We start from the raw sequence: 19,315 nt of genomic DNA, 5'->3' as shown, positions 1-19,315 counted from the left end.
AATTAGTACTTTATGCAAAAGTTATATTCTCAACTGAGCCTGCTAGTCGGGCTCAGTGTTTTTTCGCAAGTTATATTCTCTGCTCAGCAAACCACGCCGTATATCGCAATTCATTCTAAGCCTAAATATCTGGCAATGGCTTCTATGCCTTATGCCAACCCGAATGCACCTAAAGGCGGAGTATTGAGTCAGGCTGCGCAAGGGACATTTGATAACTTAAACAGTATGAACGGTAAGGGAAATGCGACAGAAGGGGTAAATTATCTTTTTGATACTTTAATGACCCAGTCACTTGATGAAGTGGGCGTGTTATATCCACTCTTGGCAGAAAAAGTTTCGTATGATCCTATAAAAACCCAGTCAGTTACTTTTTATTTAAACCCAAAAGCTCGATTTAGTAATGGACTGCCCGTAACAGCTGAAGATGTGAAATTTAGCTTTGATACCTATCAAACCAAATCTAATTTTGGTCTACAAATGTATCTTGCAGACTTATCGAAAACAGAAGTGATAAACCCACATCAAGTTAAATTCACTTTTAAGTCCAGCCATAATCCTAAAATGCCATTTGTTGTGGCGAGTTTACCGATTTACTCAAAAGCAGATTGGCAGAAACGTGATTTTACCCGTATTAGCTTGCAACCGATTATAGGTTCAGGGCCTTACGTTGTTGAGAAAATTGATGCAGGTCGGAGTATTAGTTATAAACGTAATCCAAATTATTGGGCAAAAGACTTACCTATTAATAAAGGACGCTATAACTTCGATCATTTAAAGTATGTTTATTACCGAAATTGGGACATTGCATTCGAAGGTTTTAAATCTGGGCAATATACTTTGCATGAAGAAACTAATCCAAAAAAATGGGTCACTGACTATCATTTTCCGGCTGTAAAAGCAGGTTTGGTAACGCAATATAAATTTAGACATCATAACCCCATTGCAACCGAGAGTTATGTTTTTAACACACGGCGCAAACCTTTCAATGACATCCGCTTTAGACAAGCCTTGACTTATGCCTATGATTTTGAATGGCAAAATAAAGCTTTGTTTTACGGACAATATCAAAGACTACAAAGTTATTTTGAAAATAGTGATTTGGCAGCGACAGGTCGTCCTTCAAACAATGAAATGGCCATATTAAAGCCTCTGTTACCAAAGCTCTCTCCAGTCATGCAAAAAGCTGTTTTGGCTGATTGGAAATATCCAGCCTCAGATGCCAGTGGTTTTAACCGGCAAAATTTATTAATTGCTAGACAGTTGTTGATTCAAGCGGGTTATAAAATTAAAGAAGGGCAATTATATACACCCGAAGGCAAACCTGTAAAAATTGAGTTTCTCATTCAGCAAGATGGCAAACAAAGAACACTGATGCCATTTGTAAGAAATTTAAAAAAATTAGGAATTAATATTAATTTACGGCAGGTTGATGCGCCGCAATATTTAGAGCGTACACGCCGTTATGACTTTGACATGACTACGATGAATTTGCCGCAATCTTTAAACCCGGGCAATGAGCAGGCTCAGTTCTGGGGAAGTGCAGCAGCAGTTCAAAATGGCAACTATAACTACGCTGGTATTCGTAATCCGGTAATTGATGAGGTGATTTCAAAACTGGTCACTGCCAAAGACCGTGAACAGCAAATCACTTATACTCATGTTCTTGACCGATTGCTTCGTGCAGGATATTACCAGATCCCGACTTATGGAAAAGGGGATTATTGGTATGCGTACTGGAATATGTATCAGCAGCCTAAAGTGAAACCTGTGCTCTCTGCCGGTATAGAGTATTGGTGGAGTAATGCAAACCAAGCTAAGAAAGTTGCTCAATATTTACATCAACAATAAAAGCACGTACCTAAAGGAAATCCTGTTATATGGGTTCATATATTCTAAAGCGACTTCTTTTAATGATTCCAACGTTGTTCATTATTTTATTGATCAACTTTGTGGTCGTGCAAATTGCACCGGGTGGACCAGTTGAACAGGCAATTCATGAAGTAGAAAGTGGCTTAGGAGCAGGGCGTATATTAGGCACTGAAATGTACTATCAAGGTGCTAAAGGTTTAAGCCCCGAAATGGTTGAGCAAATTAAAGCCCAATACGGGTTTGACCATCCTCCAGTAGAACGTTTTTTACTGATGTTAAAAGGCTATTTGACTTTAGACTTTGGACAAAGCTTTTTTAAAGATAAATCAGTGGTTGAGCTGCTCTGGGAAAAAATGCCTGTGTCAATTTCACTTGGGCTATGGAGCACTTTGCTGATTTATCTTATTTCAATTCCACTTGGAATTAAAAAAGCGAAGCAACAAGGGACATGGTTTGATCGTTCCACTTCTTTATTGCTAGTGGTGGGTTATGCAGTACCCAGCTTTGTCTTTGGTATACTGCTTATTGTCTTTTTTGCTGGCGGTTCATATTTTCAGTGGTTTCCATTACAAAACCTAGTGTCAGATAATTTTTATCAATTGAGTTGGTTCGGAAAAATTACGGACTATTTATGGCACATGACGTTGCCGCTTATTACCATGGTGTTGGGTGGTTTTGCCAGCCTAACTTATCTAACCAAATATTCATTTTTAGAAGAGCTTAATAAACCTTATGTCTTGGCAGCTTATGCAAAAGGTTTAAATAGTCAACAAGTCTTATATAAACATGTATTCCGTAATGCCATTTTAGTGGTTATTGCTGGATTGCCGGAAGCTTTAGCAGGCATTTTCTTTGTGGGAAATCTTTTTATTGAAATTATTTTTCACCTAGATGGTGTGGGGTTGTTGGGCTTTGAAGCAATTGTTCAGCGAGACTATCCGGTTATTTTTGGCGTATTATTTTTCTTCACGCTGTTTAGTCTGCTTTTACGACTTATTTGCGATGTACTGTATCAATGGATTGATCCGCGTATTCACTTTGACGCACAAGGAGGCAAATAATGTCTTTTATTGTGCGATCACGACTGCAAAAGTTTAGGCAACATAAATTAGGGTGGGCAAGCTTTGTTTTATTTAGTCTCATTTTGATGATGTCCTTAGCTGCTGAGCTCATTGCTAACGACAAACCATTGTTGGTGAAATATGAGGACGCTTATTATTTGCCTGTCTTTAAAACATATCCCGAAACCACTTTTGGTGGCGTGTTTGAAACAGAAGCAGATTATAAAGATCCCGCTGTACAAAAGCTTATCAACCATAAAGGATGGGCTATTTGGCCGCTTATAAGATTTTCTTACCAGACTCCTAATTTAGATTTAGCTGTACCTGTGCCATCACCACCTTCTAAGCAGAACTGGTTAGGGACAGATGACCAAGGGCGAGACGTGCTTGCACGTATTCTCTATGGGCTTAGAGTCTCATTACTTTTCGGCTTGGCTTTAACAGGTTGTGCAGCACTACTTGGTATTTTTGTGGGTGCTATACAAGGCTACTATGGTGGCTGGGTCGATTTGTTAGGGCAACGGTTGGTAGAAGTTTGGAATGGTTTACCCATGCTCTTTATGGTCATGATTTTGGTCAGCATGTTTACCCCAAATGTATATTGGCTATTTTTTATTATGCTGTTCTTTAGCTGGACTGTACTTGTGGGAATTGTCCGTGCCGAATTTTTAAAAGCGCGTCAACTTGACTATGTGCGTGCGGCTCAGGTTTTAGGTGTAAATGATAGAACAATTATCTTTAAGCACATTTTGCCAAATGCCATAAGTTCTAGTCTATCGCAGTTACCTTTTATTTTGACGACTAATATTATTGCTTTAACCGCACTTGATTTCTTGGGCTATGGCTTGCCGCCAGATGCAGCCTCTTTAGGTGAGTTGTTGTTGCAAGGTAAAAATAACTTAGACGCACCGTGGTTGGCTTTATCTGGGTTTTTTAGCTTAGCTTTTGTATTGTCATTATTAATTTATATTGGGGAGGCGGCACGTGATGCATTTGACCCAAGAAAATAACTTAAGTGAAGATGCTAGCTTGCTAAACATAGAAAACCTTTCAATCTCTACGCAAGATCAGACTTTATTAGAAGGTCTCAATTTACACTTACAAACTGGTGATACGCTTGCAATTGTAGGTGAGAGTGGTTCAGGTAAAACAATAAGCTGCTTGGCGATGATGGGATTATTACCAGAAAAATTAAAAACATCTGGTCGTATTATTATTGATTCAAAAAATATTTTAGAAATAGACGAAAAGACTAGAACTTATTTACGTGGCCATCATATTGCCATGATTTTTCAGGAGCCTTCTACAGCTTTAAACCCATTACATCGGGTTGAAAAAATTGTCGGTGAAAATTTTATTTTACAAGGTAGATCAAAATCGAAAGCTCAGCAGCAGGTAATTCAATTATTAAAAGATGTAGGAATTGCTAATCCAGAGTACATTTTAAAACGTTATCCGCATGAGCTTTCAGGTGGTCAAAAACAGCGGGTGATGATTGCGGCTGCGCTAGCTCTTCAACCTAAAATTTTAATTGCAGATGAACCAACTACCGCGCTTGATGTGATTTTACAGACGCAAATTTTAGTATTATTAAAATCTTTGCAAAGCAAATATGGTATGGCACTGATTTTGATTAGCCATGATTTAAATTTGGTACGCCGTTATGCTGATAAGCTGATTGTATTACACAAAGGACAAGTTGTAGAGCAAGGTCAGCTTCAGCAGATCTTTAAAAATCCTGCGTCAATTTATACCCAGCAATTGTTAGATCATGATCTTGGTTTCGCTGAGCAACGTTCAACCAGTCATAAGATTTTATCTGTTCAACAACTCAATGTTAAATATCCAATACGACGTGGTTTCTTTAACCGAATTCAGGGTTATACCAATGCGGTTGAAAATGTAAATTTTGAGCTTGCTCAAGGCGAAGCATTAGGCATTGTGGGTGAAAGTGGATCCGGAAAATCTTCATTGGCTTTGGCTCTGGTTCGATTAATTAAAAGTGAGGGACAGATTAACTTTCTAGGGCAAGATATAAACCACTTAGAACAAAAAGCTTTACGCAAGATCAGGTCAGACTTACAGATTGTTTTCCAAGATCCATTTGGTAGTCTAAACCCACGTATGACGGTAGGGCAGATTATTGCTGAAGGGTTAAAAGTCAAAGCGATAGCTGATAAAGAAATTAAACAGCAAGTTGAATCAGCTTTAATAAAAGTTGAGTTGGCTGAGGGCTTTCAACATCGCTATCCACATGAACTTTCTGGTGGGCAACGACAACGTGTTGCTTTAGCGAGAGCTTTAGTAGTTCAACCTAAACTTTTAATTTTAGATGAACCAACGTCTGCCTTAGACCGAACCACGCAAAAAGCGATGATTCAATTATTACGACGTTTACAACAAACAGAGCACTTGAGCTATATTTTTATTAGTCATGATTTAAATGTGGTCAAAGCACTGTGTCATAAAGTGATGGTATTACGACATGCAAAAGTTGTGGAATATCAGCCAACTGAGCAGTTATTTAATACCCCAAAAACTGAATATACCAAGCAATTAATTGCAGCAAGTTGTTAAATATATTTAATAAGATTCTGTTTTATAATAATAAATTTTATTTAAATTTTTAATGCAAAAAGTTGCATTTTTTTATATTTTTTAAATTTGACATGTGCTATTGTCAGTTATCGATTTCCCCTTGACATGACCTATAACTCATCTAAATTAGAGTAATTGCTCTAAAATATTAAAAGAGGTTAACCATGAGCCAGATTGCACAACCAATCACAATTCGAAATACCACATTTAAAAACCGGATTATTAAAGGTGCAATGAGTGAGGCACTTGCAAACTATGAAGGCCAGCCGAATGAATTACATTTAGGTTTGTATAGTGCATGGGCCAAAGGTGGTTTGGGCTGTGCGATTACTGGAAATGTTATGGTCAATGTAGAGGCCAAAAACGAACCTGGGGTAGTGGTGATTGAAACCGAGCGTGACCTAGAGCGTTTAAAAGAATGGGCAGCAGTCGGTAAACAATATGGGATGGTACAACTTATCCAATTGTCTCACCCTGGTCGTCAGTGTCCAAAGGGCCTAAATAAAGAAACAGTTGCACCTTCGGCAGTTCCTTTTAGCCCAGCTTTAGCGACTATGTTTGGTACTCCACGTGCTCTTACGCATGAAGAAATTTTGGATATTATTAAACGTTTTGCGAACGCTGCTCGTATTTGTGAAAAGGCGGGTTTTGAAGGGGTACAGTTACATGGTGCACATGGCTATTTAATTAGCCAGTTTTTATCACCATTAACCAATAAACGTACAGACCAGTGGGGTGGTTCAATCGAAAACCGTACTCGCTTTTTACTAGAAGTTTATAAAGCAGTACGTGAAGCAACTTCTGATAATTTTATTATTTCCGTTAAGCTCAACTCTGCCGACTTCCAGCGCGGTGGTATTAGCGAACAAGATGTGATTTCGGTATTTAAAGCAGTTGATGAAGCTGGGATTGATTTAATTGAAATTTCAGGTGGAACTTACGAAGCACCTGCAATGGCTGGTGCCAAAGCGGATAAACGTAAGGCAAGTACTATTGCACGTGAAGCGTATTTCTTAGACTTCGCTGAAAAAATCCGTCAGCATGTAAAATGTAAACTTATGGTGACAGGTGGCTTCCGTACAGTAGAAGGCATGAATGCTGCTCTAGCAAGTGGGGCATGCGACTTTATTGGTATTGCTCGTCCACTTGCTGTTGAAACAGATTTAACTGACCGTTTAATCGCAGGCCAAGACGTTCGCTACGCCGTAAAACCAATTAAAACAGGTTTACCTTTTGTCGATAAAATGGCAATTATGGAAATTATTTGGTACGCGGCACAATTTAAAGCCATTGGGCAGGGTAAAAAGCCAAATCCTAAACTGTCACCTTTAATCGTGTTTTTAAATTATGCCAAGGGTAATATTAAGGCTGTTGTTCAAGGACGCGTGAATTCACGTAAGTCAGCGTAAAAATTTCTTAAAGTAAAGGTACTATTTCTAAGGATGAAATAGTACCTTTATGCTCAATTTAGAACGTATAGCTCATACCTAATTGAACGGTACGTGATTCACCCGGATAAGCATATAAATTGAAAGCACTTTCATCATAAACTTTATCAAAAATGTTCTTCACATCTAAGTTAAGACGAAGTTTTGGTGTCGCCTGATAATAAGAAACCAAATCTGTAACTGCATAACCTTTCATGGTATAGGTACTATTAGCTGTCTGACCTGCACGTTTATCAATATATTTTTGATTGATGCCCAGACCTAAGCCTTGTAAAGGACCATCCTGAAATTCATAGATATTTAAAAGATTAAAACTATTCTTTGGAATATTGGCTAGAGCTGTTCCTTTTTGCAAAGTATTGTCTTTAGTTACTTCCGCATCTGTATAAGCATATCCACCAATAATTTTCCAGGCAGGTGTAATTTGACCAGCAATATTTAACTCAATGCCACGGCTACGAACTTCGCCAGCAGCGACTTTATAAGCTGAATCAACAGGGTCTAATGTTAAGACATTTTCTTTATTAGCATAAAAAATAGCGGAATCAATCGATAACATATTATCAAGTGCTTGCCATTTAAAACCTAACTCGTAAGCCGTACCTTCTTCAGGATCAAAACCTTCTCCGTTACGGCTGGCGCCAGTATTTGGTTTAAAAGATTTTGCAGCATTGCCATAGAGTGAAAGGTCATCACTTGCTTTATAAACTAAGCCTAAACGTGGAATAAATGCATCATGACTGGTATTCCAGTTGGTAGTATTTGGTAATAGGTTTTTGTAATCGTGCTCGTAATGTTCAAATCGTAAGCCTAAGAGTGCACTTAAACGCTCATTTAAGTCGATTTGGTCTTGTACAAAAAGGGCCGTTGTTTTTAAGTTTTCACGGTCATGTGTGGTTACACGATTGAGCTCAGGTAAAGGTTGCCCTAAAACCGGATTATAAATATTAATAGGGTAGCTACCGATATCTCCGCTTGAGCGAATAATGTATGACTTATAATCATAATTTTCATATTCAAGCCCAGTCACTAAAGTATGGGCTAAACCTAAAAGCTGAAAATTACCTGTGAGATTAATTTGGGCATCGGTATCTTGCCATTTTAATTCGCGATAATTGTAATTTCGCCCTAATGTTTCTCCATCAGCCTGAATGCCATTTGCTTCTACTGCATAGCCATGCAATTTGCCATTTAAATATTGCACGCCAGCATTTAGCTTCCAGTCATTCCCAAGGTCATGTTCAACTCGTAATTGAGTCATATTGTTATCATTGTAGAGTCGATTGTAGTATTTACCCGTTTCCCATAAATAGGTTTCTGGTGAGCTATTAAAAGATTTCTGTGTTGGATAACGTGTATGACCACGGTCGAGTGGATGTTGGTTTCTTAAAATATCGGCTTCAAAAGTAACCTTGGTGGCATCAGTAGCTTGCCATTGAATGACGGGAGCAATTCCATAACGTTTAGATTCGACATGGTCACGGTAACTATCCCCACCTTCTGCAATTACATTTAGGCGATAACCAATATTTTCTGCATTTGGGATAGTACCTGTTGTATCGACAGTAGTGCGATATAAACCTTCACTGTTGAGCTGTGCACCTAAAGTGGTTTGTTGCTCAGACTTTGGTGTTTTAGAAATTAAGTTAAACGTACCACCTGGGTCACCACGTCCATATAAGCTAGAAGAGGGGCCACGTAAAACGTCTACACGTTCAATTGTGTTGCTATCCGGCGCATTTGGATAGCCACGGTTAATTGGAAACCCATTTCGATAAAACTCACCACTGGTAAACCCACGCACGTTAAAACCAGTTAAACCTTGACCACCAAAGTTATTAGCACGAGTCACGCCACCAGCTAAATCAAGTGCTTCAACTAAGCGAGTTGCACCAATATCTTCAATTACTTTTTGGGTTACTACGCTCACAGATTGCGGGGTATCTTGTAATGCAATTTCACTACGCGTAGCACTACTGGAACTATCCACTTTATAAGTCTGGTCAGATGCCTGTTGGGCTTTAATTTTGATAGTTGCAAGAGTAGTTGAAGAGTTGTTCGTGTCTGCAAAAGCAGCCGGAATACAGCATAGTTGTGCAATACTCAGGGAGAGAAGGCGAAGCTTAAGATCCATTTAAAACCTTTTTGATAATAAATATCAGTATAAAAATAAGAATTATTATATTGTAAATCTATGTAAAGGAAATACTGGATCAGTGATATATTTGCACAAGTGTATTTTATTTAGAAATAAAGAAAAATATAAAAAGAATAAGAAGACAGAACTTAGAGAGAAAAATTTTATATGAAGAGAATATGGCGTCCCTACGGGGATTCGAACCCCGGTTACCGCCGTGAAAGGGCGATGTCCTAGGCCTCTAGACGATAGGGACGTTGAGGATGGCGGTATCTTAAGAAGCCGCCACCAAACTGTCAAGGAGGTAAGGAGACAGTTTGTTCAAAATATAGCAAAACAGTTCAGCAGTCTTTTGAGTATCGTATAAAGCAGAGTGTGCTTCTTTACCATCAAACTCAATTCCAGCTTGAATACATGCTTTTGCAAGTACAGTTTGTCCAAACATTACTGCACTTAAAGTGACCGTATCCATCACTGAAAAACTATGGAACGGGTTTTGGTTTTTTGTACCTGAGCGAGCAATGGCCGCTTGTAAAAAACCAAGGTCAAAATGTGCGTTGTGGCCTACGAGTACTGCATGAGTACAATGTTGCTGTTTACGAACTTCATTGACCGATTTAAAAATGCGACGTAAAGCAGTTCTTTCATCTTCAGCCATTGCAATACGCATTGGGTTGAATGGATCAATACCAATGAAGTCTAGCGAACGGCGGTCGAGGTTAGACCCTTCAAAAGGGTTAATATGTGCATGAAATGCAGGACCAGGGACAAATTGTCCCTGAGCATTATACACAATCGGAATGCATGCGATTTCTAGCAATGCATCTGTCTGGGCATTAAAACCTGCCGTTTCAACATCGACAACAACAGGTAAGAAGCCACGAAAACGTTGGCCAATGACCGGGACAGAGTTTTCTTGTGTCACACTTTTCTCCATTGCAGCGTTTTCCCGGCATGCAGCGGGATGATTTTTTGATTATCTAAATAATCAAAAGATTCTGGAACGAGGTTATCTTCTTTAACCAAAGTAATGGTAGAAGTATTACGTGGTAGACCGTAGAAGTCTGCACCAAAATGGCTAGCAAAACCTTCTAGACGCTCTAATTTACCGACTTGGTCAAATGCTTGTGCATAAAGCTCAATTGCATTTGGTGCACTATAGCAGCCTGCACATCCACAAGCATTCTCTTTTGCATTTTGTGCATGAGGAGCGCTATCTGTACCTAAGAAAAACTTAGGATTACCGCTTGTCGCCACTTCAAGTAAAGTCGTTTGATGCGTTTGACGTTTTAAAATTGGTAAACAGTAGAAGTGCGGTTTAATACCACCAACCAACATATCATTACGGTTAAATAATAAATGTTGTGGAGTGATTGTTGCCGCCACATTACGGTCTTGTTCTAAAACAAAGTGTGCTGCATCACTAGTAGTGATGTGCTCAAGCACAATTTTAAGTTTCGGGAACTGTTTCAATAGAGGTGATAATACCTCATCTAGGAAGCGTTTTTCACGATCAAAAATATCTACATGATTGTGAGTTACTTCACCATGAAGCAATAACGGAACTTGATGTTCCTCTAATTGCTCAATGACTGCATAAACTTTACGAATATCACTCACACCATTATCGGAGTTTGTGGTCGCACCAGCAGGATAAAGCTTAATCGCATTTACATGTTCTGATTCTTTAATTTTACGAACTTCATCAGGTGAAGTGTGGTCAGTAAAATAAAGCACCATACGAGGGTCAAAATTATTGCCTTCCGGAACATGAGCAAGAATGCGTTCGCGATAAGCTAAAGCTTCTTCTACTGTTTTTACAGGCGGTACAAGGTTAGGCATACAAATCGCGCGGGCGAATTGTTTAGCCAAATCTGGAACAGTACGTTTTAATGCTAAACCATCACGTAAATGTGCATGCCAATCATCTGGCTGGAGCAGGGTAATAGAGTTCAAGGCAGTTCAAACTTCGAAATAAAACAAATGATAATCGATAAAGTGTGAAAATGGTAACGAGAATTACGGACAAATTGCAAAATAAAGCGCAGGGAGCTTTAAAAAATAATGTTATATTTTGTTAATGCAGAATATGTAGGAATCGACTAGTGGCGAATAGGGGAAATGTACATCAATTACTCAAATCTAAAGAAGAAATCGAGTATTTGGTCACTCTACATACCCATCGTTATGCCAATATGCCTTTGCCCAAACAACTGGAAAAAAAATTCTGGTGTTTAAATCTTGATCGAACTAGACAGAACATCTCAAAGTTTCTAGCAAGTGGTGTACTCACTTATTTAATTTTTATTTTATTGGCCCTGCCGACCGACTATTTAGTGATTGGGGTACCTTATATTACTTTGGACTTTATTCATTGCTTACTTAGCGCAATGAATATTGCACTTGCCCTGTTATTGTTCTGGTTTTTTGCCAAATTTACAAAACTCTCCGAGCACTTTTATTTAGCTGCATGTGGCATTGTATTTTTAACCATTATTATTAATGCGATGTTATTGCTTAGTGTCGGAAATATGGCGCTGAAGAACCAGTCTATGTTGCTTCTTTCATTTTTATATATGCTCGGGTTCATATTAAGCGGTATTAAACCTTTGCATATGCTTTGTGTTGGTTTATTGGCAGCATTTTTAGTTTTTGCTTTTCTTATTTTGTTAGACGTAAATTGTGACTATATTGCACTGGGTCGTGCTTTGTTCGGTAGTTGTATTTTAGGTTTCTCGATTAGTAGTATGCTCATCTCAAGAGAAAGAAGCCTTTTTTTAAATAACCAGCTTGCTGAAATTAATGAGCAGATCTTACGGATTGAAGCGTCGGAGTTATTGCATTTAAGCCAGCAGGATGCCCTGACTCAAATTTCGAATCGACGTACATTTGATGAGATGTTTGATTTTTTCTACTACCGAGCAAATCAAGAGAAGCGTCCTTTAGCTGTTTTATTTATTGATATTGATTTTTTTAAAAACTATAACGATTTTTACGGGCACCAGATGGGAGATAAAGTCATCTCATCTATTGCTTCTGCAATTAAAAACTCGATTCGTCATGTCGACTTTGTTGCGCGTTATGGGGGCGAGGAGTTCGTTGTACTTTTACCTGAAACACCTGCACAGGGTGCTTATTCAGTGGCTGCAAATATCTATAAAGCCATTGAGCGGCAAGCGATTCCTCACGCAGCTTCTTTAGTGTCGAAGTATGTCACTATCAGTTTAGGGTTTACCGTATATACGGGTGGGCTAAAGATGGGACAAGATAGGCTTATTCATGCGGCAGATCAGGCTTTATATCGGGCAAAACAGCTTGGTCGTAATCAAATTTATTATCAACCATTACAAGTCGCCGAAATTGCCTAACTTAACTTTAAGTATAAAAAAGCCACCTATTGAGGTGGCTCTTTTGACCTTATAAGAAATTATTTTTTCTTATTGTCTAATTGAGGTACAGCAGAACCTTGACCGATTGAAAGCAAGCCAGCATCTGTATAGATACCTAGTTTTGCACGTGTATCGGTAATGTCGAGGTTACGCATAGTCAACTGACCAATACGGTCCATTGGCGTAAACATTGAATCACCTTTTTCCATTGTTAAACGTTCAGCTTCGTACGTTAAGTTTGGAGATTCAGTGTTCATGATGGTGTAGTCATTACCACGACGAAGTTCAAGTGTTACTTCACCAGTAATCGCTTTAGCTACCCAACGCTGTGCAGTTTCACGCAACATAAGCGCTTGTGAGTCGAACCAACGGCCTTGGTAAAGTAAACGGCCTAGACGTAAACCGTTAATGCGGTATTGTTCGATCGTATCTTCGTTGTGAATACCAGTAACCAAACGCTCGTAAGCAATATGAAGAAGGGCCATACCCGGTGCTTCATAAATACCACGAGATTTCGCTTCGATAATACGGTTTTCGATTTGGTCAGACATACCTAAACCATGACGGCCACCGATACGGTTTGCTTCAAGAATAAGCTCAACCGGATTGTCAAAACGCTGACCATTTAATGCAACAGGTACACCTTCTTCAAAACGTACAGTCACTTCTTCTGGTTTGATTTCAACTTCTTCTTTCCAGAAAGCAACGCCCATGATTGGGTCAACGATTTTGATACCTGCATTTAGGTATTCAAGATCTTTTGCTTCGTGAGTTGCGCCCAACATGTTTGAGTCAGTTGAGTACGCTTTTTCTTTTGACATTTTGTAGTCAAAACCGTTGTCGATGAGGAACTGTGACATTTCTGCACGGCCACCAAGCTCATCAATAAAGTTTTGATCTAACCACGGCTTGTAAATTTTAAGATTTGGGTTGGTCAACAAACCATAACGATAGAAACGTTCAATATCGTTACCTTTATAAGTTGAACCATCACCCCAGATGTTTACGTCATCTTCTTTCATGGCAGTAACGAGCATAGTACCTGTTACTGCACGACCGAGTGGAGTCGTATTGAAATAAGGAACACCACCTGTACTGATATGGAATGCACCACACTGAATTGCAGCAATACCTTCAAGCGCCAATTGTAAGCGGCAGTCAATCAAGCGAGCTTTTACAGCGCCGTATTGTTCTGCTTTCTTTGGAATTGCATCGTAGTCATCTTCATCTGGCTGGCCTAAGTTTGCAGTATATGCATAAGGCTCAGCGCCTTTTTGTTTCATCCACAATAAAGCAGCTGAAGTGTCTAGACCACCGGAGAAGGCAATCCCAACTTTTTTGCCTACTGGTACATGCTGCAAGATAGTTGCATTATCAGTCATTGCTAATCCTAACATTTATGAAAAAGACCCCGTTGAGGCGGTCTCGAGAATTCTGAATGGCGGCTATTGTAGCACTATTCATGGTGCTTTTTTTGGCAAAAAAAGCATTAATTCACTTGTTCTGATGGCTATTTATTATTTAAAGAAAAATATGGGATTATCTGCTTCATTTATAGATTGACCATAATCTCAAATAAAAAATAATTCTTGGTCATCCAAAATTATCAAAAAAGTATTAAAGTACTATGCAACAAGTTGCAAAAAAATATTGGGACGCAGCATGACAAGTTACGCCAATTTATTAAAACCATTACATTTGGGCTTCACTACCATTAAAAACCGTGTGGTCATGGGATCTATGCATACGGGATTAGAAGACCGCTTTTTTAACTACCCAAAACTGGCAGCTTATTTTGAAGAGCGTGCCAAAGGTGGAGTTGGTTTGATTGTGACTGGCGGTATTTCTCCGAACCGTCAAGGATGGTTGGCTCCGGCTGGCGGAACCATGAATAGCTTATTTGATATTCCGCAGCACCGTTTGGTGACTCATGCCGTCCATAAACATGGTTCAAAAATTTTGATGCAAATTTTGCATGCAGGACGCTATGGTTACCAACCATTTGTAGTGTCTTCGAGTCCAATAAAATCACCGATTTCACCATTTAAGCCACGTCAACTTTCTGAAAAAAATATTCTCAGTACCATTGAAGATTATGCACAGTGTGCCGACATTGCCAAAAAGGCAGGCTACGACGGCGTTGAAATTATGGGGTCGGAAGGATATCTGATTAACCAGTTTTTAAGTCGCCATGTAAACCAGCGTACAGACCGTTGGGGTGGTGAAATTGAAAACCGTATGCGTTTCCCAGTTGAAATTGTCAAAGCGATCCGCGCAAAAGTTGGCGAAAAATTTATTATCTGTTTCCGTTTATCGTTGCTCGACCTTGTGCATGACGGTAACACCATGCAAGAAGTGGTTACGGTTGCGAAAGCTTTAGAAAAAGCGGGTGTCACTTTATTAAATACGGGTATTGGCTGGCATGAAGCACGTGTGCCGACTATTGTCACCTCGGTCCCTCGTGCAGCGTTTGTCGATTATACGGCTCATGTAAAACAACATATTTCAATTCCAGTCATTGCGTCTAACCGTATTAATATGCCTGAAACTGCTGAAGAGATTTTGGCAACCGGCAAAGCAGATATGATCCAAATGGCACGCCCTTTATTGGCCGATGCTTTTTGGGTAAATAAAACTGCGACCAATCGTGTAGATGAAATCAATACGTGTATTGCCTGTAACCAAGCATGTTTAGATCATGCATTTAAAAATACGCGTGTGTCTTGTTTAGTAAACCCACGTGCAGGTCATGAAACTGAATTGGTTTATTTAAAAACCAAACAACCAAAGCGTATCGCCGTTGTAGGTGGTGGTGTAGCCGGTATGTCTGCTGCAACTGTTGCTGCAAGTCGCGGTCATGCAGTGACTTTGTTTGAAGCCAATGCAGATGTAGGTGGTCAGTTTAACTTTGCAAAGGTTGTGCCGGGTAAAGAGGAATTCCACGAAACGATTCGCTACTTTAAAGTACAACTTCAAAAAACTGGCGTAGATGTTCGTTTAAATACTCGTGTTAATCGTGAACAACTTGAACGCGAAGGTTTTGATGAGGTGATTGTGGCAACTGGAGTCGTGCCGCGTGCATTAAAGATTGAAGGAAGTAATTCACCTCAAGTTCTTTCTTATGCTCAAGTTTTACAGGGCGCTGAAGTTGGACGAAAAGTTGCAGTGATTGGGGCAGGTGGTATTGGTTTCGATGTCTCAGAATTTTTACTTAAACCTCCACATCAACCACAGCCTCAACCTTTAGCCGAGTGGCAACGTGAGTGGGGTGTAGACCCAGATCCAAATTATGTTTCTGAAGGTGGTATGCAACCACCAGTAGTTGAGCCAGCGATACGAGAAATTTATTTGCTGCAACGTAAAACAACCCCTCTTGGTATTGGTCTTGGCAAGACTTCGGGGTGGGTACATCGTGCCCAGCTTAAAAAGCACGGTGTACGCATGCTTCGTGGCGTGCAATATAAAGCAGTTACCGATGAAGGGCTTTGGATTGAGCATAATGGTCAGGACCAGCTTTTACGTGTAGATACCGTTGTGGTGTGTGCGGGGCAAGAGTCGGTAAAAGACTTGATGCCAAAAGAAGGGGAGTCGACTATAGCGAACTACCATATTATTGGTGGTGCAAAGCTCGCAGCAGAGCTAGATGCGAAGCGTGCGATTAAAGAAGGAGCAGAATTGGCTGCCCAACTGTAAAATTGATGAAACAATATGCACTTGAACACAAAGCAATGATTTTTTTCTTGAATAAAATGAATAAGCTTTGTATTCTTACGCACATGGAAGCGTGGCAGAGCGGTTTAATGCACCGGTCTTGAAAACCGACGAGGGTGTGAGTCCTCCGTGAGTTCGAATCTCACCGCTTCCGCCAAATATCAATGACTTAGCCCCGATAATCGGGGCTTTGTTGTTTTTGGGGTTTATGCAACGTAAGCCTGTAGTAAGCAAAAAATATTTAATTTTGAAATACTAATTATCAAATTGCTTGAATTGTTTCTAATATATAAGATGTGCTTATCTTCAGAACAACAATTTAGAAGTTAAGTTATGGACATTTTTGAGTTTGTTAGTAGTTACAAGAATCACCCAGTTTTATTTGTGGGTACTGGTCTAAGTCTTCGATATTTAAATAACTCTTTTAATTGGGAAGGGCTTTTGAAGTATGTAGCTATTGATCTCTATGGCACCGATGAAAAATTTTATGATATGAAGAACAAGGTGCATAAGACCCAGGATGGATCATATGATCTTATGCAATTAGCTCAGTTACTTGAGCTAGAATTTAACGAACTGGTTGCTAAAGATAGAGATGGTAAGTTTAAAGATATTAATGATCTATTTTATGAAGCTAGTCGTGAAAATAAGTCGTTGAGTCGTTTTAAAATTTATGTAAAAAACCTACTATCTACTTTAGATTACAAAGATAGTATGCTTCCTGAGATTGAATGTTTTAAGAGAATTTCAAAGAATATTTCTTCTGTTGTAACGACAAATTATGACCGTATGATTGAGGATTTAATTCAATTTCAGCCTTTGATTGGTAATGAAATTTTATTAAGTAATCCGTATGGTTCTATTTATAAAATTCATGGATGCGTAAATTACCCTGAAAAAATCATTTTAACGGAGAATGATTATAAGAACTTTGCTGAAAGATATGAGTTAATTAGAGCCCAGCTAATTTCTTTATTTGTTCACAATCCAATTATTTTTTTAGGTTATAGTGTTGGCGATGATAATATTAAAGAAATATTAAGCACAATTTATAAATATGTTGAAATTAACTCACCACAAGCTGAAGAAATTAGAAAGAACTTTTTACTTGTTGAATACGAGCCTGGTTCTGACTCACTAGAAATTCAAGACCATGATATTTCTATTAATGGTTCAATGATTAGAATCAATAAAGTTAAAACGGATGACTATATAAGCCTTTTTAAAGCGATAGAAGAGCTTTCATTACCAGTATCTGCACTTGAAGTTAGGAAAGTATTAGAAGTTGTTAGAGAAATTGTTGCAGGTGGTACTGTTAAAGTTAGTGTGGCAGATGGGTTAGATACGTTAAAGAACTCAGATAAAGTTCTTGCAATTGATTCGAAAGAAAAAGTTGAATACCTTTATAAGTATAATAATACTGCTCAGCTTGTTAGTGAGTATTTTGATCTTATTGCAAACAAAAAGGATGATGTCATTATATTAATTGATGAGATGGGCGTTCCAAGTAATCAATGGTTTCCTGCATATGGTTTTAGTTCTATATGTCCTGAATTAAAATGCGCTGAGGAATTAAAGAAATCGCAAGCAGATAAAATTAAAGACTATTGTGAAAAATCTAAAAAAGAACGTTATGAAAATTTCAATGCAACTACTATTGATAGTGTTCTACAAACCGATGAGATTAGAAAGACTTATAAATTAGAAGCTATATTCTACTTTGTATTAAATGATACTATTTCTTTAGATGATTTAAAAAAACATATTGATACTTTCCCAGATGATCGTAGTTCGGAATATAGAAAATTATTATGTTTATAAGAGGTGGTCCCACATGTTTGAACAACTAAAAGCTTATTTATAAGTGATACTCTGCTCTAGTTAAGCTACCTTATTTTGTTGTGGTAGCTGGTCATAGTAAAACTCATCTGGAGTCATTTTGTCCAGACTCGAATGAGGTCGTTTCAAATTATAAAATTCAAAATATGCGTTTAATTGCTTCTTCGCATCCAAAACATTGCTGTAGGCTTTGAGATACACCTCTTCATATTTAACGCTCCGCCATAATCGTTCAACCATCACATTATCAACCCATCGACCTTTACCATCCATGCTGATTTGGATGTCATTTGATTTCAATACATCAATAAATGCATCACTGGTAAACTGACTGCCTTGGTCTGTATTAAATATTTCAGGTCGACCATATTTTTCAATAGCTTCATTTAATGTTTCTATGCAAAATGTAACCTCCATACTAATCGATACTCTATGCGCAAGTACCTTGCGGCTATGCCAATCAATCACAGCACATAAATAAACAAAGCCTTTTGCCATAGGGATATACGTTATATCCGTAGACCACACTTGATTACTGCGCTGAATAGCCAATCCTTTGAGCAGATATGGATATTTGCGGTGAGCTTGATTAGCCTGGCTTAAATTTGGTTTGCAATATAACGCATTAATGCCCATTTTCTTCATTAAAGTACGTGTATGACGTCGTCCTATATGATGTCCTTGACGATTCAACAAATCACGCATCATACGGCTACCTGCAAAAGGGTATTGCATATGTAACTCATCCATACACCGCATCAGCTTCAGATCTGATGCACTCACAGGTTTTGGGCGATAGTAATAACAACCACGGGAGACTTTCAGCAGCTGAGCTTGCTTAGATACTGAAATCTGAAGTGAGTCATCGATTAACTTTTGTGGTTGAAGCGGCCCAGTTTCTTCAACACACCTTCTAAAAAATCAATTTCTAATGCCTGCTCACCGATTTTTGCATGTAGTTTTTTTAGATCGATGGGTGGTTCTGTTGGAGCTTTTGATTGATCGAAAGCTTGCGAGGAAGCTGAAATCAGTTGATTTTTCCAGTCGATAATTTGGTTTTGATGAACATCAAATTCAGCACTCAATTCAGCAAGTGTTTTTTCTGCTTTAATCGCAGCAAGTGCTACCTTAGCTTTAAAATCATTTGAATGATTTCTTCTTGGTCTACGTGCCATAAAATACTCCATATATTGATGTTTATAACATCATTTGGGGAGCAAAATATCACTTATAAGTGTTGTTCAAATTTCCTGATCCACCTCT

13 protein-coding genes and 2 tRNA genes are annotated in these 19,315 nt (G+C 38.6%); 9 read left to right on the top strand and 6 right to left on the bottom strand.

The genetic code is table 11. From position 1 onward, the window contains the following. The first annotated feature begins 12 nt into the window (after window positions 1-12). The 5 genes from MKL36_RS06535 (at window position 13) to MKL36_RS06515 (ending at window position 6,937) form a co-directional block, all read left to right on the top strand. Window positions 13-1,848, top strand: a complete 1,836-nt coding sequence (locus MKL36_RS06535) for an extracellular solute-binding protein (protein WP_021511460.1) — start codon at window positions 13-15, stop codon at window positions 1,846-1,848. Window positions 1,849-1,877: 29 nt separating this feature from the next. Continuing rightward, the gene (locus tag MKL36_RS06530) at window positions 1,878-2,930 is read left to right on the top strand and encodes a microcin C ABC transporter permease YejB (RefSeq protein ID WP_021511461.1); all 1,053 of its coding nucleotides are present in this window, start codon (window positions 1,878-1,880) and stop codon (window positions 2,928-2,930) included. Further along, window positions 2,930-3,940, top strand: coding sequence for an ABC transporter permease (locus tag MKL36_RS06525; RefSeq protein WP_021511462.1), 1,011 nt, complete (start codon window positions 2,930-2,932; stop codon window positions 3,938-3,940). The genes MKL36_RS06530 and MKL36_RS06525 overlap by 1 nt, the downstream gene beginning before the upstream one ends. Next, the gene (locus tag MKL36_RS06520) at window positions 3,918-5,507 is read left to right on the top strand and encodes an ABC transporter ATP-binding protein (RefSeq protein WP_021511463.1); all 1,590 of its coding nucleotides are present in this window, start codon (window positions 3,918-3,920) and stop codon (window positions 5,505-5,507) included. The genes MKL36_RS06525 and MKL36_RS06520 overlap by 23 nt, the downstream gene beginning before the upstream one ends. A 185-nt stretch (window positions 5,508-5,692) precedes the next feature. Further along, on the top strand, window positions 5,693-6,937 hold the full coding sequence (locus tag MKL36_RS06515; RefSeq protein WP_000077972.1) for an NADH:flavin oxidoreductase/NADH oxidase family protein: 1,245 nt from the start codon (window positions 5,693-5,695) through the stop codon (window positions 6,935-6,937). Window positions 6,938-6,995: 58 nt separating this feature from the next. Here MKL36_RS06515 and MKL36_RS06510 read toward each other — a convergent pair whose 3' ends face one another. The 4 genes from MKL36_RS06510 to pyrC all read right to left on the bottom strand — a co-directional run bounded on the left by MKL36_RS06510 (window position 6,996) and on the right by pyrC (window position 11,069). After that, the gene (locus MKL36_RS06510) at window positions 6,996-9,110 is read right to left on the bottom strand and encodes a TonB-dependent siderophore receptor (protein WP_000364469.1); all 2,115 of its coding nucleotides are present in this window, start codon (window positions 9,108-9,110) and stop codon (window positions 6,996-6,998) included. A gap of 183 nt (window positions 9,111-9,293) precedes the next feature. Then, window positions 9,294-9,369, bottom strand: a tRNA-Glu gene (locus MKL36_RS06505). 18 nt (window positions 9,370-9,387) lie between these two features. Beyond that, a complete protein-coding gene (gene rnt / locus MKL36_RS06500; RefSeq protein ID WP_021511465.1) occupies window positions 9,388-10,050 on the bottom strand; it encodes a ribonuclease T in 663 nt (220 codons plus the stop codon). Next, window positions 10,035-11,069 (bottom strand): dihydroorotase, encoded by a 1,035-nt coding sequence (gene pyrC, locus MKL36_RS06495; protein WP_021511466.1) that lies wholly within the window; start codon window positions 11,067-11,069, stop codon window positions 10,035-10,037. Before pyrC ends, rnt begins: the two co-directional genes overlap by 16 nt. Window positions 11,070-11,218: 149 nt before the next feature. Here pyrC and MKL36_RS06490 point away from each other — a divergent pair, with 149 nt between their 5' ends. Next, complete coding sequence (locus MKL36_RS06490) at window positions 11,219-12,481, top strand: GGDEF domain-containing protein (protein ID WP_021511467.1); 1,263 nt, start codon at window positions 11,219-11,221, stop codon at window positions 12,479-12,481. A 59-nt stretch (window positions 12,482-12,540) separates the two neighbouring features. Here MKL36_RS06490 and argG read toward each other — a convergent pair whose 3' ends face one another. After that, a complete protein-coding gene (gene argG, locus MKL36_RS06485; RefSeq protein ID WP_001986427.1) occupies window positions 12,541-13,899 on the bottom strand; it encodes an argininosuccinate synthase in 1,359 nt (452 codons plus the stop codon). 265 nt (window positions 13,900-14,164) lie between these two features. Here argG and MKL36_RS06480 point away from each other — a divergent pair, with 265 nt between their 5' ends. The 3 genes from MKL36_RS06480 (at window position 14,165) to MKL36_RS06470 (ending at window position 18,034) form a co-directional block, all read left to right on the top strand. Further along, a complete protein-coding gene (locus MKL36_RS06480) occupies window positions 14,165-16,195 on the top strand; it encodes an NADPH-dependent 2,4-dienoyl-CoA reductase (protein ID WP_021511468.1) in 2,031 nt (676 codons plus the stop codon). An 85-nt stretch (window positions 16,196-16,280) separates the two neighbouring features. After that, window positions 16,281-16,370, top strand: a tRNA-Ser gene (locus MKL36_RS06475). 176 nt (window positions 16,371-16,546) lie between these two features. Then, window positions 16,547-18,034 carry an SIR2 family protein gene (locus MKL36_RS06470; RefSeq protein WP_147506167.1) on the top strand — a complete coding sequence of 496 codons (1,488 nt, stop codon included), beginning with the start codon at window positions 16,547-16,549 and terminating at the stop codon, window positions 18,032-18,034. A gap of 60 nt (window positions 18,035-18,094) precedes the next feature. On the opposite strand, the gene MKL36_RS06465 is transcribed toward MKL36_RS06470, so the two are convergent. Continuing rightward, a protein-coding gene (locus MKL36_RS06465; protein ID WP_085944219.1) for an IS3 family transposase occupies window positions 18,095-19,239 on the bottom strand; the annotation gives its coding sequence in 2 pieces (ribosomal slippage) (window positions 18,095-18,975 and window positions 18,975-19,239; 1,146 coding nt in all). Between the last annotated feature and the right edge of the window lie 76 nt (window positions 19,240-19,315).

It is taken from the genome of Acinetobacter sp. AOR12_HL (assembly GCF_027855275.1).
Taxonomy (GTDB): domain Bacteria; phylum Pseudomonadota; class Gammaproteobacteria; order Pseudomonadales; family Moraxellaceae; genus Acinetobacter; species Acinetobacter baumannii.
This window is presented reverse-complemented; position numbering and strand designations above follow the sequence as displayed.

Bases quoted from the DNA above. Each gene is read 5' to 3' on its own strand.
- MKL36_RS06535 (WP_021511460.1), top strand. From the start codon at position 13: ATGCAAAAGTTATATTCTCAACTGAGCCTGCTAGTCGGGCTCAGTGTT.
- MKL36_RS06530 (WP_021511461.1), top strand. From the start codon at position 1,878: ATGGGTTCATATATTCTAAAGCGACTTCTTTTAATGATTCCAACGTTG.
- MKL36_RS06525 (WP_021511462.1), top strand. From the start codon at position 2,930: ATGTCTTTTATTGTGCGATCACGACTGCAAAAGTTTAGGCAACATAAA.
- MKL36_RS06520 (WP_021511463.1), top strand. From the start codon at position 3,918: ATGCATTTGACCCAAGAAAATAACTTAAGTGAAGATGCTAGCTTGCTA.
- MKL36_RS06515 (WP_000077972.1), top strand. From the start codon at position 5,693: ATGAGCCAGATTGCACAACCAATCACAATTCGAAATACCACATTTAAA.
- MKL36_RS06510 (WP_000364469.1), bottom strand. From the start codon at position 9,110: ATGGATCTTAAGCTTCGCCTTCTCTCCCTGAGTATTGCACAACTATGC.
- rnt (WP_021511465.1), bottom strand. From the start codon at position 10,050: ATGGAGAAAAGTGTGACACAAGAAAACTCTGTCCCGGTCATTGGCCAA.
- argG (WP_001986427.1), bottom strand. From the start codon at position 13,899: ATGTTAGGATTAGCAATGACTGATAATGCAACTATCTTGCAGCATGTA.
- MKL36_RS06480 (WP_021511468.1), top strand. From the start codon at position 14,165: ATGACAAGTTACGCCAATTTATTAAAACCATTACATTTGGGCTTCACT.
- MKL36_RS06470 (WP_147506167.1), top strand. From the start codon at position 16,547: ATGGACATTTTTGAGTTTGTTAGTAGTTACAAGAATCACCCAGTTTTA.